The following is a 26,373-nucleotide window of genomic DNA, read 5'->3' as shown; positions in this document are numbered from 1 at the left end:
CCGCCGATAGGCTGTGGGACATGCGTATCGCCACCTGGAACGTCAACTCGATCACCGCCCGGCTGCCCCGGCTGCTGGCCTGGCTGGAGAGCAGCGGCACCGATGTGCTGTGCCTCCAGGAGGCCAAGACGACCTCCGACGCCTTCCCCGCCGCCGAGCTGCGTGAGCTCGGCTACGAGTGCGCGGTCAACGCCACGGGCCGGTGGAACGGCGTTGCCGTGATCTCCAGGGCCGGCCTGGAGGACGTCGTCGTCGGCCTGCCCGGCGGCCCCGACTACGAGGGCGTGCAGGAGCCGCGGGCGATCTCCGCGACCTGCGGCCCCGTCCGCGTCTGGTCGGTGTACGTGCCGAACGGCCGCGAGGTCGGCCACGACCACTACGCGTACAAGCTGCGCTGGCTGGAGGCGCTCAACACGGCCGTGGCCCAGGACGCGGCCGGTGAACGGCCCTTCGCCGTCCTCGGCGACTTCAACATCGCGCCGACCGACGAGGACGTGTGGGACCCCTCACTGTTCGAGGGCGCCACCCATGTCACGCCGGCCGAGCGGGCGGCGCTGGCCGCGCTGCGCGACGCGGGGCTCTCCGACGTGGTGCCGCGCCCGCTCAAGTACGACCGTCCGTATACCTACTGGGACTACCGCCTGCTCGGCTTCCCGAAGAACAAGGGCATGCGCATCGATCTCGTCTACGGGAACGGCCCCTTCGCTGCCGCCGTCAAGGACAGCTACGTGGACCGTGAGGAGCGCAAGGGCAAGGGCGCGTCCGACCACGCACCGGTCGTCGTAGACCTCGACGTCTGAGGGCCGGGGGGCGGAACCGGTCTCCGCGCGCCTGTGGTGAACATGGCGGAACGAATGCGAGGCTGAGCGATATGAAGAACATCCCTTTCCTGGACAACTGGCTCAAGCGCCGTGACGCGGCGCGCGGTACGGCCGTGATCGCACTCGGCGACGCCGGCGGAGACAGCGACACGGAAGGTCTGGCCAAACTGCTCGCGGACTGCGAGCTGTTGCGCGTCCGGGCGGGGGATGCCGGTCTTGAACTCGACGACTCCCCGGCCTCGTTGGAGGCGCTCGACCAGCTGACGCCGCGCTGGCGCGACGACCCCGAGGAGCTGCCCTGGCTGGGCAACGACGCGGGCCTCTACCTCGGCTCCGTGATCGTGCGTACGGTCCCGGGGGCGGTCTGGGGGCTGTGGCCCAGCGGCCAGCCGGTGGTCCGGCTGGCCTCCGGCCGCGAGATCAACGTCGTCGAGTTCGGACTCGACTGGGCGGTCAACGGGGCGCCCGAGCTCTCCCAGGTGTACGCCGAGATCGCGGAGCTCTGACCCTCCGGACTCTTTAGTGCGCCTTATGCCCTGTTTGCGCGTGTCGTGTGCGAAGTCCCTTATCGGGATGGATAGTTTGCGCTGACCTCGACACCCAATTCTCGACTACGATTTGCCTTTCATCTCCACGGTGACGGTGATCGCGCCGCACCGCGCCGGGGTGTGCATGCTGCTGCCGGACGTGCGGTGGTTCAAAGGGCACGTGCCTGCCCGGCAGCAGCCGGAGATCACTTGTCGCGCAGTGGGACCGACACGTAGGACGGGTCGGACTCGGGCGACGAGAAGGTCAGCTGCGCGCCGGACGGGTTGTGTTCGATGTAGAGCGGGTCGACGGTGTCGACCACCAGGGCCAGCCGGTGGCCCGCCGGGACGTCGTAGGCGGTGGAGAACAGCTCCAGGTCGACGGGGAACGGCTTGCTGGGTGTCCGGCCGTGGAAGGTGTACGGCGCATTGCTGACCAGCTTGCCGAGGCCGAGCGGCCCCACGTCGTAGAGGTATGCGACGAGGGTGCCGCTCTCCTCGGTGCTGGACAGCGTCGTGTGGAGCTTCGCGGTGCCGCGCACGCGCTGCGTCTCGGCGTACCGCTCGGACTGCCAGACCGAGGCGTAGGTGCGGGGAAGCAGCGGTATGGAGGCCACCGGAGGCAGCTTCAGGAACTGGTCGAGAGCGTTGGACAGCAGGACGACCCCGCCGTTCGCGCCCGAGTCGACGTTCGTCCGGATGGTCTTGCTGCCGCCCATGGCGATCTTGCGCCGGTCCGCGCCGACCGACTTCCAGTCCGGGTAGCCCTCGTACGTGCCGGCCGAGCGGGACTTGAGCTGCACCGGCTGCTCGCCGTCGATGCCGTTCGCGGCGCCGTTCAGGTGGTGGTCGAACCAGCGCTGGGCGTTGGTCCACACGTCGTTCGGCAGCCCGAGCAGGCCGGTCGCCTCGGCGGTGGCGTGGTCGCCCGGGCGCAGCTCCAGGCGCTTGGGGCCGGTGAGCTTCTCGTAGAAGGACGCGTACTGGTTGGGCGGGAAGATGGTGTCGCCCCAGGCGTTGCCCAGCATGATCGCCGAGCCGTTCCGGTTGATCTGGTCGAGATAGGTGACGGGGGAGCGCTTGCGCCCCCACTCGATCATGTCCTGCTCCTTGTCCAGGTTGGAGCCGAGGAAGTCCTTCATCGTCTGCTGGAGTTCCGGGCTCGGGCGGCCGGTGAGGTAGCCGGCGCCGCTGAGCAGTCCCGCCGCCTGGCGGTGCTGCGTACGGCCGCTGTAGATGGACTCGATGAGGTCGGCCCAGCCGCTCAGCGCGACCACCGCCTTGATCCGCTTGTCGTGTCCGGCGGCGAGGAGGCTGATTCCGGCGCCGTACGAGACGCCGGCCATGCCGATCCTCTCCGGGTCGGCCGGGGTGTTGGCGAGGGCCCAGTCGATCACCTTCGAGGCGTCGGCGATGTCCGGCGGGCCCGCGACCTCGATGTTGCCACCGGACTCCCAGAAGCCCCGGGAGTTGTAGCAGACCACGACGTAACCGGAGTCGGCGAGCTTCTTGGCCTGGGCGACGTACTCGATCTGCGGCATGGCCCAGCTGGTCGGCAGCACGATCACCGGGTACGTGCGGCTGCCGTCGGCGCCGGCCGGGGTGAACACGTTGGCTTTGAGTACGGTTCCGCCGTCGCCGGGGATGTCGGCGAACCGCACGCCGGGGAGAGCGGCGGTCGCGGTGGCAGCGGGCTGCGCCGGGGCGGCGGCCTGAGCTGTGGGAGCCACGCCTGTGGCGGTCCCGGCGAGCAGTACGGCGGCGGTGGCGGCGCCGGCCGTAGTGCCGCGCAGGGACATGTGGGGGTGTCTCACGGGTCACTCCTCACTCGTGTCAGTGCAAAGTGACCCGACGGTAACCTGCGTCACTTACCGTTGGTAACTCCCCGGTAAGTTACGTCGGGGTAACAATTGTTGGACGTCGTGTCAGCGCGTCGTGCCCTGCGCCGTTCCCTTCGTCGCGCCCGGTGTCGCGCTCGACGTCGCGCTCTTCGTCCGCCAGTCCGCCCAGGAGAGGTTCCACTCGCCGTACCCGTTGTTGGGCGCGACCGTGCCCTTGGCGTCCTCACCGGTGATCTCGAACGGGTCGCCGACCCGGACGTGGCGGTAGATCCACGCGGCGTCCTTGTCGCTCATGCCGACGCAGCCCGAGCTCTTGTTGGCCTTGCCGAAGTACGCCTTGTTCCAGGGCGCGGCGTGCGCGTACATCCCGGACCAGGTCAGCCGCATCGAGGAGTCGACCATCTTGTCGTACGCGTCACCGAGGCCCACGGTCTCGGAGCGCATGTTGATCGTGCCCTCCTTGGACATCAGGACGGTCGTGCCCCGCCAGGACGCCTTGTTCCCGCCGGGGGTGCCCGCCGACATCGGCACTTCCTTGACCGGCCACCCGTCGCGCGTCAGCCGGAGCCGGTGGCTGTCGAGGTCGACCTTGACGATCTGCCGCTCGCCGATGGTGAAGTGCGTGGCGTAGTCGCGTACGAACCAGCCGCCGCCGGTGCCCGAGTCGACGCCGTCGAGGTCGGCCTTCAGCGAGACCTTCGTGCCCGGCTTCCAGTAGTGCTCGGGGCGCCAGTCGACGCGGTCCTTGCCGGAGTAGTCGCGCAGCCAGCCCCAGGACCCCACGGTGCCGTTCGACGTGGTCACCTTCAGGCGCTCCTCGACCGCGGCCTTGTTCTTCACCGGGTGGTCGAAGACGACGGACAGGGGCTGCGCGACCCCGACCGTGGACTTGTTGCCGGGCGTCAGGCTGAGCTTGTTGACCTTGTCGGGGGTCGCGGTGGTGAAAGCGGCCTCCGCGTCCGCGCCGTACTCGTCCTCGGCCCGTACGGAGTACGCCGTGCCGGGTGCGGCCTCGCCGTCGGAGGTCCAGGACGTTCCGTCCCCGGACACCTTCCCGTCGAGGTGTCCGCCCTTGGAGTCGCTCACCGTGACGTCGTTCAGCCTGCCGGAGGCGATCTCGACCCGGACCGGCTGGCCGGCCTCGGCGTGCTTCCCGTGCAGGTTCACCGAGATCGCGGGACTCTGCCGGGACGGACCCGCCGCGTCGGCCTGCTCGGCGCCCCCGGCCGAGCAGGCGGTGAGCGCGACAGTGAGCGTCGCGGTGCCCGCCAGCAGAGTGCGGCGGCGGTTGCTGGGACGTGTGCGGCTCGTGCTGCTCAAGAGGGACCTCCGGTGCGATGTATGTCGTCCCGAAGAGCCGATTCAACAGGGAGTGGTTGCCCGAATGGCTGTAAATTCGCCCAAATCAGCTGTGACAAATGCCGCAGAAGGCAAGGACCAATGGCCCTGACGGCCTGGTACGCGGCCTTCGCGGCGGCGTCGGCGGAGCCGGTGTGACGACCGGCACAGGGCTATCCGGCCGCCCGGTGGGAGGTGCGGGGGGCAGCCGGGAGCGGCGCTTGGGCAGCGCGGGTCACGTCGGCGGCCAGTTCGACCACGTCGGGACCGTACGCCTCCGAATTGATGACCTTCAGCAGCAGGCAGAAGGAGCCGCCGCCGTGCTTGCGGGCCAGCTTCTCGTGGTTGCGGGCGAGGTAGCGGGTCGCGGCCTGGTTGGTGATGGCCCGCTGCCCGCAGAAGAGGAACACCGGTCTGGCGTCCTGGCCGGCGGTGAGGCGCGCCAGCAGGACGTACTCCGCCACACCGGGTTCTATGCGGTAGCGCTCGCCGCCGATCTGGAAGGAACCCCGGTCGGGACCCGGCTCGGGGTCGGTGTTGACTCGGACACCGGGGAGCAGGGTGCGCAGATGGGCGACCATCCGGCGGTTCGAGCCGGGGCCTCCGACGCAGAACTCCGTGCGCTCGCCGAAGCCCTGCTGCCCGACGTCGTGAGAGAGGATCCGCACGTGCGCTCCGCAGTCCTTGACGACGGCGGCCAGTTCGAGGAGCGCGAAGACGTCGTACCGGTGCACCGCGCCATCACCTCCGGTGTCGCGGTTCACCACGAGCAGCGCCTCCGAGTTGGTGGGCAGCCCGAGGAACGCCTGCTTGCGGCGCAGCCTGCGGCGCCACAGGTATGTACGGGCCAGCCAGCCCAACGAGGCGCTTGTCCCGGCCGCGATCACGCCGAGCACGATGTTGCGTACGTCGTCCGTCATGCAGCGGCATGCTAGCGGCACGGCGCACCGGCGTTCGAGAGGGTCCTGACGCACGTGGTGCGGTGAAGTTACGCTGCGCGGACACGTGTTGACTGGAGGTACGCATGCGCCGTTCCACGGTACGAGTGCTGTCGTTCTGGGCCGTCGCGGCGGTGGTGGCATCGGTGGGCGCCACCGCCCCGCCGGACGCTCCCGCCGCCGCGACACCACCACCACCCGTCAAGACACCGGTCGCCGCCGGCTACGGGGGAGCGGTCGCCAGCGTCGACCCCGACGCCTCCGCCGCCGGGATCGAGGTCCTGCGGCGGGGCGGCAACGCGGTGGACGCGGCAGTCGCGACGGCTGCCGCCCTCGGCGTCACCGAGCCGTACTCGGCGGGCATCGGCGGTGGTGGGTACTTCGTCTACTACGACGCCGGGTCCCGGACCGTACGCACGGTCGACGGCCGCGAGACCGCGCCGCTCAGCGCCGGCACGTCCCTGTTCCTTGAGGACGGCAAGCCCCTTCCCTTCGACCAGGCGATGACCAGCGGGCTGAGCGTCGGCACGCCCGGCACCCCGGCCACCTGGGACGCGGTGCTCGGCCAGTGGGGCACCAAGCCGCTGCGGACGCTGCTCGGTCCGGCGCAGAAGCTCGCGCGCGACGGCTTCACCGTCGACCCCACCTTCCGCGCGCAGACCGCGGCGAACGAGGCGCGGTTCCGGGACTTCCCCGACACGGCCGAGTTGTTCCTGCCGGGTGGGAAACTGCCGGTGGTGGGCTCCCGGATCAAGAACCCCGATCTGGCCCGTACGTACGAGAAGCTGGGCCGCGGCGGTGCGGCCGAGCTGTACCGGGGCGACCTGGCCCGCGACATCGTCCGTACGGTGCGCAAGCCCCCGGTCCGTCCCGGGGCGACGCGGGTGGTGCGCGCTGGCGATCTGACGGCGAAGGACCTGCGGAAGTACCGCACGCTGAACCAGGCGCCGACGAAGGTCTCGTACCAGGGGCTCGACGTGTACGGCATGGCGCCGTCGTCCTCGGGCGGTACGACGGTGGGGCAGGCGCTCAACATGCTTGAGCGCACCGACCTATCGCCGGAGGCCGCCACGGACGCGCGGTACCTGCACCGCCTCATCGAGGCGAGCCGGATCGCGTTCGCGGACCGGGGCAGGTGGGTCGGTGACCCGGCCTTCGAGGACGTACCGGTGAAGGGCCTGCTGTCGCAGCGGTTCGCGGACTCGCGCGCGTGCCTGATCAGGGACGGCGCGGTACTGAAGAGCCCGCTGGCGCCGGGCGACCCGCGCCGGCCGGGTGACGGGTGCGGGGCGGGGGGCACGGCGGCCCCGACGACGTACGAGGGTGAGAACACGACACACCTGACGGCCGCCGACAAGTGGGGCAACGTCGTGGCGTACACCCTCACCATCGAGTCGACCGGCGGCAGCGGCATCACCGTCCCCGGCCGGGGCTTCCTCCTCAACAACGAGCTGACGGACTTCTCCTTCGCCCCGGCCAACCCGGCGGTGCACGACCCGAATCTGCCGGGACCGGGCAAGCGGCCGCGTTCGTCGATGTCTCCGACGATCGTGCTGGAGGACGGGCGTCCGCTGCTGGCGCTCGGATCGCCGGGCGGCGCGACCATCATCACGACGGTGCTCCAGATCCTGACGGGCCACCTGGACCGGGGACTGCCGCTGGTCGACGCGATCGCGGCGCCGCGCGCGAGTCAGCGGAACGCGGCGCTCACGGAGCTCGAACCGGGCCTGTGGAACAGCCCGCTGCGTGAGGAACTCGAAGCGATCGGCCATGAGTTCAAGCAGAACCCGGAGATCGGTGCGGCCACGGGTGTGCAGCGCCTGCCGGACGGACGGTGGCTCGCGGCGGCGGAGCGCGAACGGCGGGGCGGCGGCTCGGCGATGGTGGTGGTCCCGAGCGGCGGCCGGGGGTAGGCCGGGAGGGCCTGACCGCCGGGCGGGAGCGAGCCCGTCCGGCGTGTGATGTCACGGCCGGGTGGGGGCGGGCCGGGCGGAAGCACCGCACCTCACCCGCGCCGCATCCCCGCCCCACCCGCACCTCGCCGCGCCGCACCCGCCCGCACCTCCCCAGCACCCAGCCGCGCAGCAACCAGCACCTCACCCGCACCGAGCGCAGCCCCCCACGCCCACCGCGCCGCACCTCACAGCCGCGTCAGCACCCGTGGTCCCGCGTCCGTGATCGCCACCGTGTGTTCCGCGTGCGCGGCGCGGCTGCCGTCGGATGTGCGCAGCGTCCATCCGTCGGGGGCGGCGTAGTACGCGTCCTGCCCGCCCGCGATCAGCATCGGCTCGATGGCCAGCACCATCCCGTGCCGCAGCACGAGCCCCCGCCCCGCCCGCCCCTCGTTCGGTACCTCCGGGCCCTCGTGCATCGTGCGGCCCACCCCGTGGCCGCCGAAGCCCTCGGGGATGCCGTAGCCGGCCGACCGGCAGACGCGGCCGACCGCGTGGGCGATGTCGCCGATCCGGTTGCCGGGGACGGCGGCCGCGATACCGGCGTCCAGCGCCGCGCGCGCGGTGTCGGCCAGCCGTACGTCGTCGGGGCGGGCCGTGCCGACGCTGAACGTGACGGCCGAGTCTCCGCACCAGCCGTCCAGCGTCGCGCCGCAGTCGATGCTGACGAGATCGCCGTCGCGCAGGCGGTATCCGTCCGGGATGCCGTGCACGATCGCGTCGTTGACCGAGGCGCAGATGACGGCGGGGAAGGGGACGGGGGCCCAGTAGGGGTGGTAGTCCAGGAAGGGCGACGACGCCCCGGCCTCCCGCAGGACGGCCCGGGCCGCCTCGTCCAGCTCCCGCAGGCTGACGCCCACACCCGCTGCCTCCCGCACGGCGGTCAGTGCCCGGGCGACCACCCGGCCCGCTTCCCGCATCGCGTCCACCGACATGTCCGTCTTGATTTCAACCATGCCAATTATTATACCGGTCGCAGCGGTATTACAATGACGGCATGGTACGAACCCCCCTCACCCCGGAAGAGCGCGAACGCGGCGAACGGCTGGGCCGGTTGCTCCGCCAGGCGCGCGGCGACCGCACGATGGTCGAGGTCGCGGCCCACGCCGGCCTCTCCGCCGAAACCCTCCGCAAGATCGAGACCGGCCGAGCCCCCACGCCCGCCTTCTTCACCGTGGCGGCGCTGGCGGGCGTGCTGGGTCTCTCCATGGACGAGGTCGCGGCCCGCTGCGCCCTGCTCCCCGCCTGAGCGGCGACGTAGGCTCGAGGGCATGACTTCCGACCAGGCCCCGCTCGCCGTACTCGGCCGCAGCCCCTACGTCAGCCTGACCACCTTCCGCAAGAACGGCACGGGGGTCGCCACGCCGGTGTGGGCGGCCTCCGACGGTACGGAGCTCTACGTCTGGACCAAGGCCGACTCCTGGAAGGTCAAGCGCATCCGCAACGACCGGCGGGTCGTCGTGACGGTGTGCGACGCGCGCGGGCGCGTCAAGGAGGGCGCTCCCTCCGCCGAAGGCACCGCGCGACTGCTGGACGCCGACGGCCTGCGCAAGGCCCGCAAGCTCCTCGCCGGCAAGTACACCTGGCAGTTCTGGTTCACCGACGTGCCCGCCGCGATCGTCCGGCTCGGCAAGCGGCCGCACGTCGGTATCGCCATCAGCCTCTGAGCCCGGCCGCGCTCCGCATGAGCGGTCCGCACCCCCCGCGAAAACTGCCTGTAGCCGCGCCGTAACACAACTGCGGTCGAATGCCTGCGGACCGGATGGTTCCAGGCGCCGGTGACGGCGGGGCAGGGGCGGGGCGCTATGACGGTGGGGCAATTCCCGGCAGAGGGCGAGGAGTTCGCGCGCTACCTGCGCGAGCTCACGGCGCTCCTCGACACGGGCGCCGGCTGGTGCGGCGTCTTCTGGCAGCGCGACCCCGACGGCATGCGCGCTTGCCTGGACGGCACCGAACTGCCCCCGTGGGACGTACTGGAAGCCCTGCTCCATGACCTGGCCGCCGGGTACGGAGCGGCCGCCGCCGAGCGTGAGACCGTACGCGCGCGGGATCTGCACGGGGCGGCGGCGGCCGCCCGCGACCGGCTCCCCGGCGGGCGCGAGGCGCTGGAGGAGCGGCTCGGGGTGATGCGCCGCGAGCAGACGTACGCAGCCGAACGCGAGCAGCGGCTGACGCGGCGGCGCAGTGCCTCCGGGGGTGCCTCCGCCGAGCCGGGGCCGGACGTCGAGCTCGCCTGGGCCCGGGACGACCACGTGCGCGCGACGGACCGCTGCGCGGAACTGGGCGCCCGCCTCGCGGCCCTGGACGCGCTGCGGGCCTCGCCGCTCCCGGGGCGCGCCCCCGCGCCGGATTCGTGGTTCCGCGCGGAGGCGTCCGCGGAGGCCGCCCCGCTCAGCGCCGCCCCTTCGCGGACCGGCATTGCGCCCCGGACCGCGCACGCCCACGAGGCGTTCGAGGACCGGGCTCCGGGGCAGCGACCTCGCGGCGAAGCCGCACAAGAGACCCCCGGGCGCCCCGCCGGCCCCGCTCGCGCGCCCAAGCGCCGCCCCCGTGGGGCCCGTTACGCCGGGCTGGACGAGGACGACGGCAGCGGTGCGTCCGGCGCGCCTGCCATGCCCGTGCCTCCCGTCCAGGCCGCCGCCCCCCGGGGCGCCAGGTACGCCGGGGTCGAGGCCGCGGAGGCCCCGCCCGTCGCGACGGCCACCGCCCAGGACACCCGCGCCGTCACCGAGGCCGTCGCCGCGCTCGTACAACTGCGCGCCCAGGGGCGTACCGGTGAGGCCCACGTCCTGCTGTGCGAGGCGGCCGGGTGGCCCCCTGCCCTGCTGCCCGTTCTCGCCGGCGCCCTCAACCGGGCCGGGCTCGGCGCCGACTGGGCCACCCTCCTCTGGGAGGCGGCGTCGCTGCCGCCCGACCGGGTCGCGGCCGTCGCGGCGGCGCTCGCCGGCGCCGGTCTCGGCGAGGACGGCCGTCAGCTCCTGCGCCAGAGCGTCGTACGCCCCGCCCCGGAGATCGCCGCGGCGCTCCTCGCCCTGGACGACGCGGGCGGACACGAAGGCGAAGTGGTGGCGCTGGCCGACGCGTTCGTGGGCGTCCGTACACCCGAGGAGGCCGCCCAGGTCGCCAGGGCCGACCCGCGCCGCCTCTCCCCGCTGCTGCTCGACGCCGCGCGACGGGTCTCGCAGGGCCGGTACCGCGATGTGGCGCACGCCCTGCGCGTGGCGGGCGCCGCGCCGTGATCGCCGTACGAGCCGCGTATGCCGTACGCGCCGTACGCGCCGTACGACGGGGACGGCGGCGTGAACATCACGACGTGCCCGTGTCACCCCCTCGGGTGCGAAACGTGATCGACTCTGCGGGTTGACGACGATGGTCTTGCCCCACTCCCCGCCGGGGCTTACGTTCATCCCTCTACGTCCCGATTCTACGGGCGTAGAAGGTCTCTGACGTCCCGTTGAAGGAGACAAGTCATGGCCAACGTCGTACGTGCCGCACTCGTCCAGGCCACCTGGACGGGCGACACCGAATCCATGATCGCCAAGCATGAGGAGCACGCTCGCGAGGCGGCCCGGCAGGGCGCGAAGATCATAGGGTTCCAGGAGGTCTTCAACGCCCCGTACTTCTGCCAGGTTCAGGACGCCGAGCACTACCGGTGGGCGGAGGCCGTCCCGGACGGGCCGACCGTACGCCGCATGCGGGAGCTCGCCCGCGAGACCGGCATGGTGATCGTCGTCCCCGTCTTCGAGCGCGAGCAGTCCGGGTTCTACTTCAACACCGCCGCCGTGATCGACGCCGACGGCAGCTACCTGGGCAAGTACCGCAAGCACCACATCCCCCAGGTCAAGGGCTTCTGGGAGAAGTTCTACTTCAAGCCGGGGAACCTGGGCTGGCCGGTCTTCGACACGGCCGTGGGCAAGGTCGGCGTCTACATCTGCTACGACCGGCACTTCCCCGAGGGCTGGCGCCAACTCGGCCTCAACGGCGCCCAGATCGTCTACAACCCCTCCGCCACCCACCGCGGCCTGTCCGCCCACCTGTGGCAGCTCGAACAGCCCGCGGCCGCCGTCGCCAACGAGTACTTCGTCGCCGCCATCAACCGCGTCGGCCAGGAGGAGTACGGCGACAACGACTTCTACGGCACCAGCTACTTCGTCGACCCGCGCGGCCAGTTCGTCGGTGGGACGGCGAGCGACAAGGAAGAGGAACTCGTCGTCCGGGACCTGGACTTCGACGTCATCGAGGAAGTGCGTCAGCAGTGGGCGTTCTACCGTGACCGCCGCCCCGACGCGTACGAAGGACTGGTGAACCCGTGACCCACCACGTGAACAACCTGCTCGGCCGCCACCAGTCCGTCATGCCCGACTGGCTCTCCCTCTACTACCGCCACCCGATCGAGATCACCCACGGCGAGGGCCGGTACGTGTACGACGCCGACGGCAAGCGGTACCTCGACTTCTTCGGCGGCATCCTCACCACCATGACCGCCCACGCGCTCCCCGAGGTCACCAAGGCCGTCAGCGAGCAGGCCGGCCGCATCATCCACTCCTCCACCCTCTACCTCAACCGCCCCATGATCGAGCTGGCCGAGCGCGTCGCCACCCTCTCCGGCATCCCGCAGGCGCGGGTCTTCTTCACCACGTCCGGCACCGAGGCCAACGACACGGCCCTGCTCCTCGCCACGACGTACCGCCGCTCCAACCAGATCCTCGCGATGCGCAACAGCTACCACGGCCGGTCCTTCTCGGCCGTGTCCATCACCGGCAACCGCGCCTGGTCCCCGACCAGTCTGTCCCCGCTCCAGACGCTGTACGTCCACGGCGGCGTCCGTTCCCGGGGCCCGTACGCGCAGCTCTCCGACGCCCAGTTCATCGAGGCGTGCGTCGCCGACCTCGAAGACCTCCTCGGCCAGGCGGGCGGACGGGTCGCCGCGCTGATCGCCGAGCCCGTGCAGGGAGTCGGCGGCTTCACCTCGCCGCCCGACGGCCTGTACGCCGCGTTCCGCGAGGTCCTCGACCGGCACGGAATCCTGTGGATCACCGACGAGGTGCAGACCGGGTGGGGGCGTACGGGCGAGCACTTCTGGGGGTGGCAGGCGCACGCGCAGAACGGGCCGCCGGACATCCTCACCTTCGCCAAGGGCATCGGCAACGGCATGTCCATCGGCGGAGTCGTCGCCCGCGCCGAGGTCATGAACTGCCTCGACGCCAATTCCATCTCCACCTTCGGCGGCAGCCCCATCACGATGGCGGCGGGCCTCGCCAACCTCAACTACCTCCTGGAGCACCACCTCCAGGACAACGCCCGCCGTGTCGGCGGCCTGCTCCTGGAGCGGCTGCGGGCCATCACCGCCGGTGTGCCGTCCGTACGGGAAGTGCGCGGCCGGGGCCTGATGGCGGGCATCGAACTGGTCAAGCCCGGCACGGACGAAGCGGCGCCCGAGACGGCTACGGCCGTACTGGAAGCGGCCCGTGAGGGCGGCCTGCTCATCGGCAAGGGCGGCGGTCACAACACCGCCGTCCTGCGGATCGCCCCGCCGCTGACGCTGAACGTCACGGAGGCGGAGGAGGGCGCCCGCATCCTGGAGAAGGCGCTGACGAGCGCGCGGTGAACGGAACAAGGCGTCGACCGGCCGCATAATGATCGGACGCGCAGTGAACCGGATACGCGGAGCCGCCCCCCGCGGGGCGGCTCCGCCGCGTCCCACCAGTGTGGCGTACGACTCTTTCTGTCCACCTGTGCGCAACCTATGGGCCACCTCACGAGTCTTCGACCAGAGGCTGCGACCATTTTTGAGCAGTTAATTTCTCTCAGTCATGAGATCAGTACAAGGAGTAGCACCCTATGTCGGCCACCGATGGCTTCGGCGCTCCCCGGTTCAGCATTGTCATTCCCGTGTACAAGGTCCGCGGTTATCTGCGGGAATGCTTGGACTCGGTCCTGGCCCAGACCTTCGGGGACTTCGAAGTACTCGCGGTCGACGACCGCTCGCCCGACGAGTGCGGCGCGATCCTCGACGAGTACGCCGCCCGTGACAAGCGGATCGTCGCGATCCACCGGGAGGAGAACGGCGGCATAGGCCAGGCCCGCAACACCGGCGTGGAGCGGGCCACCGGCGACTACCTGCTGTTCCTCGACAGCGACGACACCTTCACCCCGGACGCCCTGGAGCGGATGGCACAGCGCCTCGACGAGGCCGAGGACCCGGACATCCTGCTCTTCGACCACGTCCGTACGTACTGGTGGGACAAGCGGCAGCCCAGCGCGAGCACCGAGCTGCTCGCCGAGACGGGGGACGAGGTCTTCAGCCCCGCCGAGCGCACCGAGTTCCTGAAGATGTTCGCCGTCGTCTGGAACCGCGCGTTCCGCCGCGACTTCTACGTCGAGGGCGGCTTCACCTACACCGACGGCCTGTACGAGGACGCGCTCATGGTCTACACGACCATGCTGAGCGCCGAACGGGTCGCCTGCCTGAACCACGTGTGCGTCGAGTACCGCCAGCGCCGCCAGGGCAGCTCCATGGTGACGCCGGGCCGCAAGCACTTCACCATCTTCGAGCAGTACCAGCGGCTCTTCGACTTCCTGGCCACCAGGCCGCACCTCGACCCCCTGCGCCCCTTCCTCTTCGAGCGCATGGTGAGTCACTTCCTCTTCACCTTCGCCCGCGCCAGCCGTGTCGTACCGGCGGACCGGGCGGAGTACTTCCGCGCCGCCTCCGCGATGTACCGCGCGCACCTGCCGGCCGGCTACGAGCCCCCCGCCGGTGTGACGGGCGCGAAGTTCCAGGCCCTCGGCCGCGGCTCGTACTCCTCCTTCCAGGCGCTCAAGCTCGTCAACAAGACGCGCGTCACCGTGCGGCGCAGGCTGAAGAAGGCCCGCACGACCGTTGGCAAGCGCGCGCTGACCAGCCTCTACCAGATGCACTCCAAGCGGCCCCTGGACCCCAAGCTGGCCGTCTACGCCGCGTACTGGAACCGGGGCGTGGCGTGCAACCCGGGCGCCATCTACCGCAAGGCCCAGGAGCTCGCCCCCGACATCCACGCCGTGTGGGTGGTCCGCAGGGGACTGGAGGACACCGTCCCGGAGGGCGTCGACTACGTGGTGCCGGGCTCGCCCCGCTACTGGGAGGTCATGGCGCGCGCGACGTACTTCGTCAACAACGTCAACTTCCCCGACGACATCATCAAGCGCCCCGGCCAGATCCACATCCAGACCCACCACGGCACGCCGCTCAAGCGCATGGGCATCGAGCAGCAGCGCTACCCGGCCGCCGCCAAGGGCATGAGCTTCCGCAAGCTGCTCCAGCGCGCCGACCGCTGGGACTACAGCGTCTCCTCCAACCAGCACTCCTCGGAGAACTGGGAGCGGGTCTACCCCTGCACGTTCGAGTCGCTCGACGCCGGATACCCCCGCAACGACGTCTACTTCACCGCCACCGCCGAGGACGTCCTCGCGGCCCGCGAGAAGCTCGGCATCGCACCGGGGAAGACCGCCGTCCTGTACGCCCCGACCGTCCGCGACTACCAGGCCGGCTTCGTCCCGCGCATGGACCTGGAGAAGGTCACCCGCGGCCTCGGTCCCGACACCGTCCTGATGGTCCGTACGCACTACTTCTACGGCCAGGACCCTTCGCTCCAGCGGCTGCACGAGCAGGGACTGCTGCTCGACGTGTCGAAGTACCCCGTCGTCGAGGAGCTGTGCCTGGCCGCCGACGCGCTCATCACGGACTACTCGTCCATCATGTTCGACTACGCCTGCCTGGACCGACCGATCATCACGTACGCCGACGACTGGGAGGTCTACGTGAAGTCCCGCGGCGTCACCTTCGACCTCTTCTCGGGCGAGCCGGGCGAGACCCCGGGCGTGCTGGCCACCACGGAGGACGAGCTGATCGAGGCGTTCCGCAGCGGCGACTGGGAGAGCGAGCGGACGGCGGCCCTGCGCGCCGCGTTCCGTGAGCGCTTCGTCCAGTACGACGACGGCCACGCCGCCGAGCGGGTCGTGCGCCGGGTCTTCCTGGGCGAGGAGATGAGCCCCGAGCCGCAGCCGCTGGCGCTGCGCACCCCGGCGCCCTCCCCGGCGAAGGCCGCGGCGGTGCCGGCGGCCCACTGACGGGTGCACCGGGTTCCGGGCCCTGTCCCTCCCGGGGAGGCGGGACAGGCCCGGACGGTGGGCGACACATTCGTCACACGTGATTAACAGCCACGGTATTGCCACGGTGGGTGACATGCTTCTACGGTCTCCTGCACACGCGGTTCTACGGGTGTAGACCGAGCACGGGTGCAAGTTCGACAGGCGGCGGGTCCCCCGGCTGCGCGGGCGTCCGGTCCTGCTGCCCGGGAAGGGGCAGGAATCGTGAACCGTACTGTTGTCCGCGGAGGGCTCGTCATCACGGCCTCCGACGAAATCCATGCCGACGTCCTGATCGAGGACGGGCGCATCGCCGCCCTCGCCACGCACGGCGGCGACGCCGCCGCCGCGTGGACCGCGGACCGCACGATCGACGCAACCGGGAAGTACGTCGTCCCCGGCGGTGTCGACGCGCACACCCACATGGAACTGCCCTTCGGCGGCACCTTCGCCTCCGACACCTTCGAGACGGGCACGCGGGCGGCCGCCTGGGGCGGCACCACGACCATCATCGACTTTGCCGTGCAGAGCGTCGGGCACGCCGTGCGCGAAGGACTCGACGCCTGGTACGCGAAGGCCGACGGCAAGTGCGCGATCGACTACGCCTTCCACATGATCCTCTCCGACGTCAACGAGCACTCGCTCAAGGAGATGGACCTGCTGGTGGGGGAGGGGATCACCTCCTTCAAGCTGTTCATGGCGTACCCCGGCGTCTTCTACAGCGACGACGGGCGGATCCTGCGCGCCATGCAGCGCTCCGCCGTCAACGGCGGGCTGATCATGATGCACGCCGAGAACGGCATCGCGATCGACGTCCTCGTCGAGCAGGCCCTGGCCGAGGGCCGCACCGACCCCCGCTACCACGGCGAGGTCCGCAAGGTCCTCCTGGAGGCCGAGGCGACCCACCGCGCGATCCAGCTCGCCCGGGTCGCGGACGCGCCGCTGTACGTCGTGCACGTATCGGCCGAAGAGGCCGTCGCGGAGATCGCCGCGGCCCGCGACAAGGGCCTGAACGTCTTCGGCGAGACCTGCCCCCAGTACCTCTTCCTGTCCACGGACAACCTCGCGGAGCCGGACTTCGAGGGGGCCAAGTACGTGTGCAGTACGCCGCTGAGGCCGCGCGAGCACCAGGCCGCGCTCTGGCGGGGCCTGCGCACCAACGACCTCCAGGTGGTCTCGACGGACCACTGCCCCTTCTGCTTCACCGGCCAGAAGGAACTCGGCCGGGGCGACTTCTCGAAGATCCCCAACGGGCTGCCGGGCGTGGAGAACCGCATGGACCTCCTGCACCAGGCCGTCGTCGACGGACACATCTCACGCCGCCGCTGGATCGAGATCGCCTGCGCGGCCCCGGCCCGCATGTTCGGCCTCTACCCGAAGAAGGGGACGATCGCGCCGGGCGCCGACGCCGACGTCGTCATCTACGACCCGCACGCCGAGCAGATCATCTCGGCGCAGACCCACCACATGAACGTCGACTACTCGGCCTACGAAGGGAAGCGGGTCACCGGGCAGGTGGAGACGGTGCTCTCGCGCGGTGAACTCGTCATCGACAACCGGCAGTTCACCGGCCGGGCAGGACACGGCAGTTACACGCCCCGATCCACGTGTCAGAACCTGAACTAGGAGGTCCGCCCTATGGACTTCGGACTCGTCCTCCAGACCGACCCGCCCGCATCGGCCGTCGTCGGCCTGATGCGGCGCGCGGAGCGCAACGGCTTCCGCTACGGATGGACCTTCGACTCGGCCGTGCTGTGGCAGGAACCGTTCGTGATCTACAGCCGGATCCTCGAACACACCGACCACCTGATCGTCGGACCGATGGTGACCAACCCCGGCACCCGGACCTGGGAGGTCACCGCCTCCACCTTCGCCACGCTCAACGAGATGTACGGCAACAGAACCGTCTGCGGCATCGGCCGCGGCGACTCCGCGATGCGTGTCGCGGGCCGCAAGCCCAACACCCTGGCCCGGCTCGGCGAGGCGATCGGCGTCATCCGTGACCTGGCGGAGGGGCGGGAGGCGGAGGTCGGAGGACAGCGGCTGCGGCTGCCGTGGGTGCGCGACGGCCGGCTGCCGGTGTGGATGGCGGCGTACGGGCCGAAGGCGCTGGAAATGGCCGGTCAGAAGGCCGACGGATTCATCCTCCAGCTCGCGGACCCCTTCCTGACGGAGTGGATGGTCAAGGCGGTACGTACCGCCGCCTCGGACGCGGGACGCGATCCGGCGTCCATCACGATCTGCGTCGCCGCCCCGGCGTACATCGGCGACAACCTCACCCACGCGCGGGACCAGTGCCGGTGGTTCGGCGGCATGGTCGGCAACCACGTCGCCGACCTGGTCGCCCGGTACGGCGAGCACTCCGGCCTGGTGCCTGAGGCGTTGACGGCGTACATCAAACAGCGCCAGGGCTACGACTACAGCCACCACGGGCGGGCGGGGAACCCGGACACGGCCTTCGTGCCCGACGAGATCGTGGACCGCTTCTGTCTGCTCGGGCCGGCCGAAGCGCACATCGAGAAGCTGAAGGCGCTGCGCGCGCTGGGCGTCGACCAGTTCGCGGTCTACGACATGCACGACGCGCGCGAGGCGACGATCGACGCGTACGGCGCCGAGGTCATCCCCGCGCTCGCCTCCTGAGGCACGAACGAGCCGCCAGCGACGTCACCAGCGAAGGGCCCGCCGCCATGACCGCAACCGTCCCCAGCGACCCGCCGCCCCCGCCTCCCATATCCGGCCCGGACGGCCGCGTCGGGCTCGCGCCCGGGGCGGCCGGTTCCGACAGCCGCTTCGTCAACGACGACCTGCTGCCCGTGCCCGTGGAACAGCGCCGCTGGACGACGTACAACTTCGCGGCCCTGTGCATTGCATGTCGTCAGACCCATACATGCGCCCACAGGCAGCACAAGCCTCTCTGACCTGCGGTAATCCGAGCACCAGGCGGAGGCTGTCCGCCACGTCGCCCTCTGCGCCCTCAAGCAGCTCACCCAAAAGGGTGAGCTGCGGTGCGGTCAGCGTGACTGATCGGCTTCCAGGCCCCGCCGCGTACTCGGCGTGGAGCCTTCGTGATTGGCGAGCGAAGCGCTCGTGTGCCGCTTCGCGCGGCAGCTCAACTGTCATTGACCCGTCCCTCTCCTGAACTGGTGAGGGGAATCTATCGGAGCCACCGGAGACCCCGGTGGCTCTTTGCATTGGAGGCTCCATGGCCAGAGACAAAGGGCGCCTGGATCTCCGCAAGGACATACGCGACGCCCTTGCCTCGCATACCGAGCTGGAGCCTGGCGTGACGGCCGTCCTGCTGGCCGTCCTCCCGCACTTCGAGCTGGCGTACAAGCGCGGCGTTGAAGCCGAGCGGAGCAAGGCCGGATACCGGGCGACTCGCACCAAGGAGGAGACATGGTCTGCCCCTTCTGCCACCGAAACACCTGCATCTGCACCTGAGAGGAAGCCGTGAAGAAGCCCAAGTGGATCACCGTTGCCGCCGACCGGATCAGGCTGAGCGGCTTCAAGTGGACCTTGACCAAAACGCTGGAGTCCGTGGCCGGCGGACTCATCGGCGCCGTGATCGGCCTGATTCTCGTGACTGCATGGATCAGATAGGAGGGACCGTGCTGTACGACCCTGAGCGGCGCTGGGCGCCCCGGGCCATCTGCCGCGTGGAGGACTGGCGCCTCTTCTTCGCTGAGGGCGGGATGCCGCACAGCACCCCGGCAGCGGCCACCCAAGCACTGTGGGACCAGGCCAAGGAGATCTGCGCCAGCTGCCCCGCACTCATGGAGTGCGAACGGGACACGCTGGGCGAGGAGTACGGCGTCTGGGGAGGGCGAGACCAGCACCAGCGGGCCCTGGCCCGCAAGGCCCTCCCGAGGAAGGCCGCCCGCTGGCCCGAGGAGAAGCGGGAGGCGTGGGGCAAGGAGCTGCACCGGCTCCGCCAGGCCGGGGTGACCTGGCCTTACATCCGTCGGCAGACGGGCTTTCCCCAGCCCGTGGCGGAGAAGCTCATCAAGGCGTACGAGGAGGCCCTGGCGAGCCGTCAGCGGCCCGTTGCGGAGGTCGTGGACCTTCCTCTCCCCGCAGAGCCCGCGGGGCCGTACAAGGCCCCCTTCCCGCCGCGAGCCGGACAGCGTCACGGCTGGGTGCGCAATGGGCGCGGGATGGCGGACGCGTACTACCGGGGCCAGACGCCTGACGGGCGCTGGCTCTTCATGACCCATTTCTCCGGCCGCGGCAACGTCCACAAGTGGATCAGGGCCGAGGACGTGCTGCTCTACCACCCTCAGCCGGTGGTCATCCTGACGTACGGAGGACGCCCCGATGCAAAACCCCGGGCCCGTGAGCCCGCCGCGTAGCGTGCGACACCTGTCTCACAGCGCCAGAGACCAGCTCGAACGCTGCGCGAAGTCGTTCTTCCTGGCCCGCATTGCCCGCGCCCCCAAGCGTCCCGCCGTATGGCTCGCTGGGGGCTCTGCTGTGCACGAGGCGACCGAGCACTACGACCTGATGTCACTGGTCGGCACGGCCGACCGGGCGTTCAACGTCGGTCAGGTCTGGGAGGTCTATTTCAACGCACAGTTGGAGGAGGCCAGGGCCAAGGAGCCCAACGAGCACAAGTGGGCCAGCTCTTCGGCTGAGCCCATCGCGGTCTGGAATCAGATCGGGCCGCAGTTCGTCCAGTCGTACATCGACTGGCGCGAGCGCTGCCCCTGGGAGATCTGGACGACCCCCGACGGAGAGCCGGCCATCGAGCTGGACGTCTCCGGCTTCCTCCCCGGGTGCCCGGTGGAGATCAAGGCGTACGTCGACCGGATCTTCTGGGACCCGGTCATGAAGCGGTACCCGATCGTCGACCTGAAGACGGGCAAGCGTCCGCCTTCCAATGCCGATCAGTTCGGCACGTACAGCGCCTTGACGAAGGTCAAGTTCGACCTGACCGCGGACCTGGGCGTGCCCTTCATGAACCGCAAGGGCACCGTGGGCAAGCCCTTCGAGCTGGCCGAGTACACCCCCGAGTACGTGGGCGCCGCGTACGGCGAAGCGTGGGAGCAGGTCCAGCGAGGTGACTGGACCGCGAACGGCTTCCCGGGCGGCTGCTTCATCTGCGATGTGCAGTCGTCCTGCGCCCTCCAGAACGGGCCCCTGGCACATCTCTACGACCCGGACTTTCCGGGCTACCGACCCCTGTAGGAGCAGCATGAAGATGCGCGTCCTCGCCGCCTTCTGCGGCATAGGCGGGGACACGGCCGGCTATCAGGCGGCCGGCTTTGAAGTCCACGGAGTAGACCGTCAGCCCCTGCTCCGCTACTGCGGAGAGGACTTCTTCTGGGGCGACGCGATCGAGTTCATCCGCCGGTACGGCCGTGAGTACGACCTGATCCACGCCGGTCCGCCGTGCCAGTTCGACTGCACGCTGACCGCCGGCACCAATCAGGGGAAGTTCCGGTATCCGAACCTGCTCTCACCGACTCGTCACGCGCTGGAGAGCACGGGACGCCCGTACGTCATCGAGCAGCCGCCCGGCAGGGCCTCCAGGCGCATGCGCAAGGACTTGACCCTGTGCGGGGAGATGTTCGGCCTGGGGGTCATCAGACACCGCAACTTCGAGCTGGGCGGATGGTCCGCCCCGCAGCCCGAGCACAAGCCGCACCGCGGCCGGGTCGCCGGCATGCGACACGGCGTCTGGTACGAGGGCCCCTACTTCGCCGTGTACGGCGAGGGCGGGGGCAAGGGCACGGTCGCCCAGTGGCAACAGGCCATGGGCATCCACTGGACCGACGTCCGCAAGGAGATCGCGGAGGCCATCCCGCCCGCGTACGCCGAGTACATCGGCCGCCAGTTCCTCCTCCAGCGCACAGCCGAAGCCGCCTGATGCTCCCCAACTGCGACTGCGGCGCCTGCTGTGAGCAGTGCGGCCACGAAAACGACTGCATCCGCAACGAGAACACCAAGGAAGACAATGACTGACGTCACCCCCGAAGCCACGTCCGACACCGAGAACTGGGACGCCCCCGAGCGGGACGGCGAGGCGTACCCGGAGTACCCGGCCAACCCGCACAACCACCGCTTCACGGTCTCCTACGACCCGCAGAAGCCGCCCTTCGTGGTCGTCAGGGCGAACACGGCCGAGGAGCTGAAGGCCGCCTTCGACGAGCTGGAGTCCAGCGGCGCAGGCGCCTCCATGGGCAACGCCTGGCGGGTCCTGAAGGCTCAGGCGTCGGTCGGTGCGGGCCTGGGGCCCACGACCCCGGTACCGGACGCCCAGGCCGCTCCTGCGGCCCCCTCGGGCTTCCCCGTGGCGCCCCCGCAGGGGCAGTTCAACCAGCAGCCGGCCCAGCAGTTCCCCGGCCAGGCCGGGCAGGCCCCCGCGGCGTGGCAGAACGCCGGCGCTCCGGCGCAGGCCGTGCAGGACAACCTGCCGGAGTACAGGCAGCACGGCTGGATGGCATGCAACATCCCCTACAAGCCGGGGAACGGCAACCCGGGCAAGCCCGGGTTCGACGCTCTCGTTGCGCAGTACGGCATGCGCAAGGGCCGTCCGTCCGAGGGCGGGCAGGTCTCCTACAACAAGGCGAACAAGACGTGGTACATCACGCCCGAGGCCGCCCCGTCCTTCGGGCAGTTCTCCCCCGTACCGGCGTAATGACCGCCGATGCATGCTCCCTCTACCTCTGTGGCCCTCACACTGTGGGCGACAGAGGGGAGGGGGGAATGGACACAGACGGGCGCAAGAAGAAGGTCAAGCTGCCGCAGGTCTTCAGCGGCTTTGACTTTGTGATCTACATCGGCGCACTGGTCGCCCTGTGGTTCTTCTTCGTACGGGGACAGGGATAGATGCCACAGACCCTTTCCCGGTCCGTGACGCGAGGGGCCAGCGGCAAAGAGCCGCTGCCCCTCGCTTTTCCGTCCTGGGGCCCGTTCGGTATCCGCTTCCGTCGCGGCACCATGTCGATGCTGTTCGGGGAGTCCGGGTCCCACAAGACCCGGATCGTTCTCAACGCGGTCATAAACATGGGCGTCTCCACGCTGATGTTCAGCACGGACAGCGACCAGGACACGGTTGCCTCCAGAATCCTGGCCATCGCCACTCGCACCCCGACTGACGTCACTGAGCAGTGGCTTCGTACGGAGTCCGAGAAGTCAGCCGCGATCCTGAAGGCGTACGACTTCATCCGCTGGGACTTCCGTCCCGACCCGACCATGGATGACATCTGGCTTGGCGCGTACGCGTACCACGAGGCCGAGGGCCGCTATCCCGACCAGATCGTCATCGACATTGCCTCTGACGTCGGTCACGACACGGGCGGAGACGAGTGGGCGAATCTCCGGGACTTGCTCCGCCAAGGCAAGGTGCTGGCCCGGGAGACCGGGGCCCATGTCCTACTCGTACACCATGCCTCTGACAGTGCGGCCACCAAAAAACCGTGCCCGCGGAAGCGGGACATGCAGGGCAAGGTGTCGGCCTTGCCCGAAGTCATCGTGACCTGCGGTCTTACCGCCACGGGTGATCTGCACGTGGCGGACGTCAAGAACAGGCACGCCAAGGCGGACGCCGATGCCAACAACCACTTCCCCATGCACCTGGACGCAGCGACGTCCTTCGTCGGGGACTACATCGCACCCCAGGTCTCGTACCAGGGCTGGGGCGGACAGGAAGAGGACTGGAGCTAGTGGAAATCAAGATCGAGGTTCCCGAGGTCACGCTCAACACGGTTGTCGGTGACATCGTCCGCGTGGACGGGGACGGCGAGGAGTACATCGATGGGCAGATGACGGTGGCCGACAAGGTCGCTCAGCTCATCAAGGCCGCCGTGGTCAAGAATCCGGAGTACACCGCCCTCCGGGAGCGGGTCACTGAGATCCGCAACCAGGAGATCCGCGAGGCGGTCAAGCCGCTGATCCGGGAGGCGCTGGAGCGCCCGATCCGCCGAACGAACTCCTTCGGTGAGCGAGTCGGCAACGAGACCACGCTGGCCGAACTCATCATGGACGAGGCGAAGAAGACCTTCACGGAGGTGAAGGACAGTTACCGCTGCAACAAGCCCTTCATCACCGAAGTGGTTGCCGCCGAGGTACAGAAGGCGTTCCGGGCGGACATCCAGGAGCAGGTCCAGAAGGCCCGCGCGGCCGTGGCCGCACAGCTCGGCTCCACCATGACTGAGGAGGTCATGAAGGTGGCCATGGCAGCGCTCGCCAAGGGCGGCAAGTGATGAGCGAGGGGAGGTCAAGCCTCACCGTGCAGAGCGCCTGGCGGCGCGTGATGCTCAAGGCCCCCGCTGGGCCCGGCAGAAGCCGGCACGTCAGCCTGGAGGAGCTTCAGGCGTTCATCGACCGGGCCAAGGCCGAAGGCCGCGTCATGTGCGAGGGCGACGACGCGCACTTCATGCGCTGGGTAACGGGGCGGAACGTCGCTCTCATGGACTCGCAGCTCTACATCGACACCCCGTGGGGTGAGAAGCGGTGAGCCGCTACGAGGTGCGCGAGCAGGAGCCTTCGGCGCTGCACCGCAGCTACGGCTTCGTGGACCCCATCTTCGTCGTCTGGGACACCGAGCGGGACATGCGCGTCGCCTTCGGCACGTTCCAGGACCGAGGCCGGGCCGAGGCCCGCATGGCCCGCATGGCGGAGCGGGAGAGCCGGCTGTGAACGACGAGATCAAGCGTCCGTATCCGCGCTGGGACGCCAACGTCACAGTGCACATCAGCCTGATGGTGACCCTGCCCAACCAGAAACCCGTCTTCCTGGAGGGAATGCGCCTCCAGGTCGACCGGCACATGTACGAGCGCTACAGCGAGCTTGGCGAGCTGGACAAGTGGCTCCACTGGCAGGCGACGGACTTCGTCATGAAGAACTCCGTCACCACACGCGTTGCAATCGAGGTGCCATGAGCGCCCGCGTACAGCTGCTGCCGCAGGAGCCCGAGGAGCCGGAGAACGTGCTCCGGTTCTCTGATGGCCGGACGGTCGTCTGTCATCACGACGGGGCGCCGTGCAACGGATGCCGGACGCCCCGGGAGGACTGGCCCGCCGTATGGGAGCCGGGCTTCTTCCGACTCGTTGAGGAGGGTTCGTGATCTGCCCCTGGTGGTTCCACTTCTGGTCCAGCTGGTCCCGCGAGCTGCTGGAGTGCCCCGGCGGGGAGCTGGTGGTGGTCGAGCTGCGGCAGCGGTACTGCCGCAAGTGCAATGCCACCGACGCGACGGAAGAGGTGCTGTCATTCGTGTCGTTGTGAAGGTGCTCGTCAAGGGCGAGGTGACCGAGGCCCGGTCGTTCAACGACCCGCGGGCCGGCTGGGCATGGGCCGAAGAGAAGCGGCAAGTTCTCGGCGTCGCCACCGTCATGGTCCCCGTCGCGGAGGAGGGGCCATGCGAGTCATCGTGACCGGTTCCCGTCACTGGAGGGACCGCGGGGCCGTCTACGAGGCCCTGAACGCCGTCTACCAGGAGCACGGCTCCTTTGTGCTCGTACACGGCGACTGCGCCACTGGAGCGGACGCCATGGCCCACGACTGGGCCGGCGTTGCCAACCAGCTCGTGCGCGTGGAAGAGCAGCGCTTCCCGGCCGCCTGGGAGGCCCGCGGCAAGGCCGCCGGACCCGAGCGCAACGAACGCATGGTGAAGGCCGGAGCGGAGCTTGTACTGGCCTTCCCGCTGCCTGGCGGGAAAGGCACCCAGCACACGATGAAGCTCGCCCGGGAGGCGGGCATCGAAGTGAGAGTGATCCCCAATGAGTGAACGCCGGCTGCTGCCCCACGACCTGCCGGAATACCGGCCCAACGACCCGCCCTCAGCTCCTTGGAGGCGGGTCAAAGTCTTCTACGACCCCGAGCTGAAGCGCTGGAACTGGGTCCACACCTGCCCGTGGCACGAGGTGCCCGAGCTAGGCATGGGCTACTTCAGCCTGCGCATCGCGTACTGCTTCGGTGAAGCGCACCTGGTGCGGTGCCTGTGAGCGAAGAGACCGTACGCGTCGACATCGGAGACGACTACTACAAGGGTGCGTACTTCAACGAGGGCGTGGACGGGGACTACGAGGTCTCCGTGTCTCAGATGGAGCGCTGGAAGGAAGTCAGCGCCGCTTACGAGGCCATGCAGGACGAGATCGAGCAGGTCATGGAGCAGCAGCGTGACCGCGTCCTGGCGCTCATGCTGGAGCGCCGCAAGGGGCAACCCAGCACGGTGCCACCTGCTATCCAGGCGGCGTACGAGGACGCCATCGCGCGAATGCTCCAGCAGCCTCCCCTACTGAAGAGAGAGGAAGGCTCGTGAGCACCAAGTCCAAGGCCAAGGGCACCAAGGCGGAGTCCGAGGTCGTCAAGTACCTCCAGGAGTGGTGGCCCGCGGCCGAGCGGCGGGCCCTGTCCGGCAACAAGGACAAGGGCGACGTCGCCGGTATCCCCAAGGTGGTCATTGAGGTCAAGGCAGCTGCTACGCAGCTGCTGACGGCCTGGTGCCGCGAGACCTGGACCGAGATGGAGAACGCGGGCGCCACGACCTGCGTTCTCGTCGTCAAGCGCCCGTACAAGAGCGTCGGGCAGTGGGACGCGTACGTACCGTACGTCCTGCTTCCCTGGGACCCCGGGGACAACGAAGGACAGAAGGAGGTCGAGCTGTGGGCCCGTATGGATCTCCGTCTCGCCGTACTCCTGATGACAGACGTGATGGGGCACTGATCCCCCTCGCCCCCGTCCTCTCCCATTACGGCGTCGAGCTGAACGCCGGCCGCTGGGGCAACGAACTGGTCCTCTGCCCCGTGCATGGCGAGAGCCGTGCGTCCATGTCCGTATCCGCGGAGAAGAATCTCTTCTTCTGCTTCGCCTGCGACGCCAAGGGCACG

The 26,373-nt window shown here is 69.6% G+C and carries 33 protein-coding genes and 2 pseudogenes; 31 read left to right on the top strand and 4 right to left on the bottom strand.

Annotated elements, in window-relative coordinates; all coding sequences use genetic code 11:
- Positions 1–20 precede the first annotated feature (20 nt).
- Positions 21–800 carry an exodeoxyribonuclease III gene (locus AS594_RS07335; protein ID WP_069926209.1) on the top strand — a complete coding sequence of 260 codons (780 nt, stop codon included), beginning with the start codon at positions 21–23 and terminating at the stop codon, positions 798–800.
- A gap of 71 nt (positions 801–871) precedes the next feature.
- Complete coding sequence (locus AS594_RS07330) at positions 872–1,327, top strand: DUF6278 family protein (RefSeq protein WP_069935049.1); 456 nt, start codon at positions 872–874, stop codon at positions 1,325–1,327.
- Between the two features lie 227 nt (positions 1,328–1,554).
- Here AS594_RS07330 and AS594_RS07325 read toward each other — a convergent pair whose 3' ends face one another.
- The 3 genes from AS594_RS07325 to AS594_RS07315 form a co-directional block, all read right to left on the bottom strand.
- The gene (locus AS594_RS07325; protein ID WP_176742752.1) at positions 1,555–3,147 is read right to left on the bottom strand and encodes an alpha/beta fold hydrolase; all 1,593 of its coding nucleotides are present in this window, start codon (positions 3,145–3,147) and stop codon (positions 1,555–1,557) included.
- A gap of 126 nt (positions 3,148–3,273) precedes the next feature.
- Entirely contained in the window at positions 3,274–4,509 is a 1,236-nt protein-coding gene (locus AS594_RS07320) for a L,D-transpeptidase (protein WP_069926206.1), read from the bottom strand.
- A 191-nt stretch (positions 4,510–4,700) separates the two neighbouring features.
- Complete coding sequence (locus tag AS594_RS07315; protein WP_069933269.1) at positions 4,701–5,447, bottom strand: hypothetical protein; 747 nt, start codon at positions 5,445–5,447, stop codon at positions 4,701–4,703.
- Between the two features lie 104 nt (positions 5,448–5,551).
- Between AS594_RS07315 and ggt the strand changes: the two genes are divergently transcribed.
- A complete protein-coding gene (gene ggt / locus AS594_RS07310) occupies positions 5,552–7,378 on the top strand; it encodes a gamma-glutamyltransferase (protein WP_069935048.1) in 1,827 nt (608 codons plus the stop codon).
- A 227-nt stretch (positions 7,379–7,605) separates the two neighbouring features.
- Here the strand turns inward: ggt and map are convergent, their stop codons facing one another.
- Positions 7,606–8,373: a type I methionyl aminopeptidase gene (gene map / locus AS594_RS07305; RefSeq protein WP_069933271.1), complete on the bottom strand. Its 768-nt coding sequence runs from the start codon at positions 8,371–8,373 to the stop codon at positions 7,606–7,608.
- Positions 8,374–8,414: 41 nt separating this feature from the next.
- Between map and AS594_RS07300 the strand changes: the two genes are divergently transcribed.
- The 28 genes and pseudogenes from AS594_RS07300 to AS594_RS47880 all read left to right on the top strand — a co-directional run.
- Positions 8,415–8,666: a helix-turn-helix domain-containing protein gene (locus tag AS594_RS07300; RefSeq protein ID WP_069926202.1), complete on the top strand. Its 252-nt coding sequence runs from the start codon at positions 8,415–8,417 to the stop codon at positions 8,664–8,666.
- A 22-nt stretch (positions 8,667–8,688) separates the two neighbouring features.
- Positions 8,689–9,084, top strand: coding sequence for a PPOX class F420-dependent oxidoreductase (locus tag AS594_RS07295; protein ID WP_069933272.1), 396 nt, complete (start codon positions 8,689–8,691; stop codon positions 9,082–9,084).
- A gap of 138 nt (positions 9,085–9,222) precedes the next feature.
- A complete protein-coding gene (locus AS594_RS07290; RefSeq protein WP_069935047.1) occupies positions 9,223–10,656 on the top strand; it encodes a hypothetical protein in 1,434 nt (477 codons plus the stop codon).
- A gap of 231 nt (positions 10,657–10,887) precedes the next feature.
- Positions 10,888–11,730 (top strand): nitrilase-related carbon-nitrogen hydrolase, encoded by an 843-nt coding sequence (locus AS594_RS07285; RefSeq protein ID WP_069933274.1) that lies wholly within the window; start codon positions 10,888–10,890, stop codon positions 11,728–11,730.
- A 41-nt stretch (positions 11,731–11,771) separates the two neighbouring features.
- The gene (locus AS594_RS07280) at positions 11,772–13,025 is read left to right on the top strand and encodes an aspartate aminotransferase family protein (RefSeq protein WP_420877885.1); all 1,254 of its coding nucleotides are present in this window, start codon (positions 11,772–11,774) and stop codon (positions 13,023–13,025) included.
- Positions 13,026–13,258: 233 nt separating this feature from the next.
- A complete protein-coding gene (locus AS594_RS07275) occupies positions 13,259–15,526 on the top strand; it encodes a bifunctional glycosyltransferase/CDP-glycerol:glycerophosphate glycerophosphotransferase (protein ID WP_069926198.1) in 2,268 nt (755 codons plus the stop codon).
- A gap of 240 nt (positions 15,527–15,766) precedes the next feature.
- Complete coding sequence (gene hydA / locus AS594_RS07270) at positions 15,767–17,170, top strand: dihydropyrimidinase (RefSeq protein ID WP_069933968.1); 1,404 nt, start codon at positions 15,767–15,769, stop codon at positions 17,168–17,170.
- Positions 17,171–17,182: 12 nt separating this feature from the next.
- On the top strand, positions 17,183–18,184 hold the full coding sequence (locus tag AS594_RS07265) for a TIGR03842 family LLM class F420-dependent oxidoreductase (protein ID WP_069926197.1): 1,002 nt from the start codon (positions 17,183–17,185) through the stop codon (positions 18,182–18,184).
- 47 nt (positions 18,185–18,231) lie between these two features.
- Positions 18,232–18,411: pseudogene (locus tag AS594_RS40890) on the top strand (nitrate reductase); the annotation flags it as partial.
- A gap of 335 nt (positions 18,412–18,746) precedes the next feature.
- Positions 18,747–18,998: a hypothetical protein gene (locus tag AS594_RS43865; protein WP_141747159.1), complete on the top strand. Its 252-nt coding sequence runs from the start codon at positions 18,747–18,749 to the stop codon at positions 18,996–18,998.
- Complete coding sequence (locus AS594_RS44550) at positions 18,995–19,144, top strand: hypothetical protein (protein ID WP_167368000.1); 150 nt, start codon at positions 18,995–18,997, stop codon at positions 19,142–19,144. The genes AS594_RS43865 and AS594_RS44550 overlap by 4 nt, the downstream gene beginning before the upstream one ends.
- Positions 19,132–19,893, top strand: a complete 762-nt coding sequence (locus tag AS594_RS07260; RefSeq protein WP_079148696.1) for a WhiB family transcriptional regulator — start codon at positions 19,132–19,134, stop codon at positions 19,891–19,893. Before AS594_RS44550 ends, AS594_RS07260 begins: the two co-directional genes overlap by 13 nt.
- Before the next feature lies 1 nt (position 19,894).
- Complete coding sequence (locus AS594_RS07255; RefSeq protein WP_069935045.1) at positions 19,895–20,728, top strand: RecB family exonuclease; 834 nt, start codon at positions 19,895–19,897, stop codon at positions 20,726–20,728.
- Positions 20,729–20,735: 7 nt separating this feature from the next.
- Positions 20,736–21,410, top strand: coding sequence for a DNA cytosine methyltransferase (locus AS594_RS07250; protein WP_069935044.1), 675 nt, complete (start codon positions 20,736–20,738; stop codon positions 21,408–21,410).
- 87 nt (positions 21,411–21,497) lie between these two features.
- On the top strand, positions 21,498–22,181 hold the full coding sequence (locus AS594_RS07245) for a hypothetical protein (protein ID WP_069935043.1): 684 nt from the start codon (positions 21,498–21,500) through the stop codon (positions 22,179–22,181).
- A 68-nt stretch (positions 22,182–22,249) separates the two neighbouring features.
- Positions 22,250–22,372, top strand: a complete 123-nt coding sequence (locus AS594_RS47215; RefSeq protein WP_276207393.1) for a hypothetical protein — start codon at positions 22,250–22,252, stop codon at positions 22,370–22,372.
- Positions 22,373–22,396: 24 nt separating this feature from the next.
- On the top strand, positions 22,397–23,209 hold the full coding sequence (locus tag AS594_RS07240; RefSeq protein WP_167367999.1) for an AAA family ATPase: 813 nt from the start codon (positions 22,397–22,399) through the stop codon (positions 23,207–23,209).
- Positions 23,209–23,748: a hypothetical protein gene (locus AS594_RS07235; RefSeq protein WP_069935041.1), complete on the top strand. Its 540-nt coding sequence runs from the start codon at positions 23,209–23,211 to the stop codon at positions 23,746–23,748. Before AS594_RS07240 ends, AS594_RS07235 begins: the two co-directional genes overlap by 1 nt.
- Entirely contained in the window at positions 23,748–24,002 is a 255-nt protein-coding gene (locus tag AS594_RS07230) for a hypothetical protein (RefSeq protein WP_141747158.1), read from the top strand. The genes AS594_RS07235 and AS594_RS07230 overlap by 1 nt, the downstream gene beginning before the upstream one ends.
- On the top strand, positions 23,999–24,184 hold the full coding sequence (locus AS594_RS07225; protein WP_069935039.1) for a hypothetical protein: 186 nt from the start codon (positions 23,999–24,001) through the stop codon (positions 24,182–24,184). Before AS594_RS07230 ends, AS594_RS07225 begins: the two co-directional genes overlap by 4 nt.
- Positions 24,181–24,426, top strand: a complete 246-nt coding sequence (locus AS594_RS07220) for a hypothetical protein (protein WP_069935038.1) — start codon at positions 24,181–24,183, stop codon at positions 24,424–24,426. Before AS594_RS07225 ends, AS594_RS07220 begins: the two co-directional genes overlap by 4 nt.
- 181 nt (positions 24,427–24,607) lie before the next feature.
- Positions 24,608–24,769 carry a hypothetical protein gene (locus AS594_RS44545; RefSeq protein WP_167367998.1) on the top strand — a complete coding sequence of 54 codons (162 nt, stop codon included), beginning with the start codon at positions 24,608–24,610 and terminating at the stop codon, positions 24,767–24,769.
- Positions 24,766–24,918, top strand: a complete 153-nt coding sequence (locus AS594_RS44540; protein ID WP_167367997.1) for a hypothetical protein — start codon at positions 24,766–24,768, stop codon at positions 24,916–24,918. The genes AS594_RS44545 and AS594_RS44540 overlap by 4 nt, the downstream gene beginning before the upstream one ends.
- Positions 24,903–25,271 (top strand): DUF2493 domain-containing protein, encoded by a 369-nt coding sequence (locus AS594_RS07210; RefSeq protein WP_069935036.1) that lies wholly within the window; start codon positions 24,903–24,905, stop codon positions 25,269–25,271. Before AS594_RS44540 ends, AS594_RS07210 begins: the two co-directional genes overlap by 16 nt.
- Complete coding sequence (locus AS594_RS07205; protein ID WP_069935035.1) at positions 25,264–25,488, top strand: hypothetical protein; 225 nt, start codon at positions 25,264–25,266, stop codon at positions 25,486–25,488. Before AS594_RS07210 ends, AS594_RS07205 begins: the two co-directional genes overlap by 8 nt.
- Entirely contained in the window at positions 25,485–25,805 is a 321-nt protein-coding gene (locus tag AS594_RS07200) for a hypothetical protein (RefSeq protein WP_069935034.1), read from the top strand. Before AS594_RS07205 ends, AS594_RS07200 begins: the two co-directional genes overlap by 4 nt.
- The gene (locus AS594_RS44535; RefSeq protein WP_069935033.1) at positions 25,802–26,209 is read left to right on the top strand and encodes a hypothetical protein; all 408 of its coding nucleotides are present in this window, start codon (positions 25,802–25,804) and stop codon (positions 26,207–26,209) included. Before AS594_RS07200 ends, AS594_RS44535 begins: the two co-directional genes overlap by 4 nt.
- Positions 26,149–26,367, top strand: a pseudogene (locus AS594_RS47880) (CHC2 zinc finger domain-containing protein); the annotation flags it as partial. The gene AS594_RS44535 and the pseudogene AS594_RS47880, both read left to right, overlap by 61 nt.
- Positions 26,368–26,373: the final 6 nt, after the last annotated feature.

The organism is Streptomyces agglomeratus, assembly GCF_001746415.1.
GTDB lineage: Bacteria > Actinomycetota > Actinomycetes > Streptomycetales > Streptomycetaceae > Streptomyces > Streptomyces agglomeratus.
Note: the sequence above shows the minus strand (reverse complement) of the source record. Positions and strands in the feature narration are given on the sequence as shown.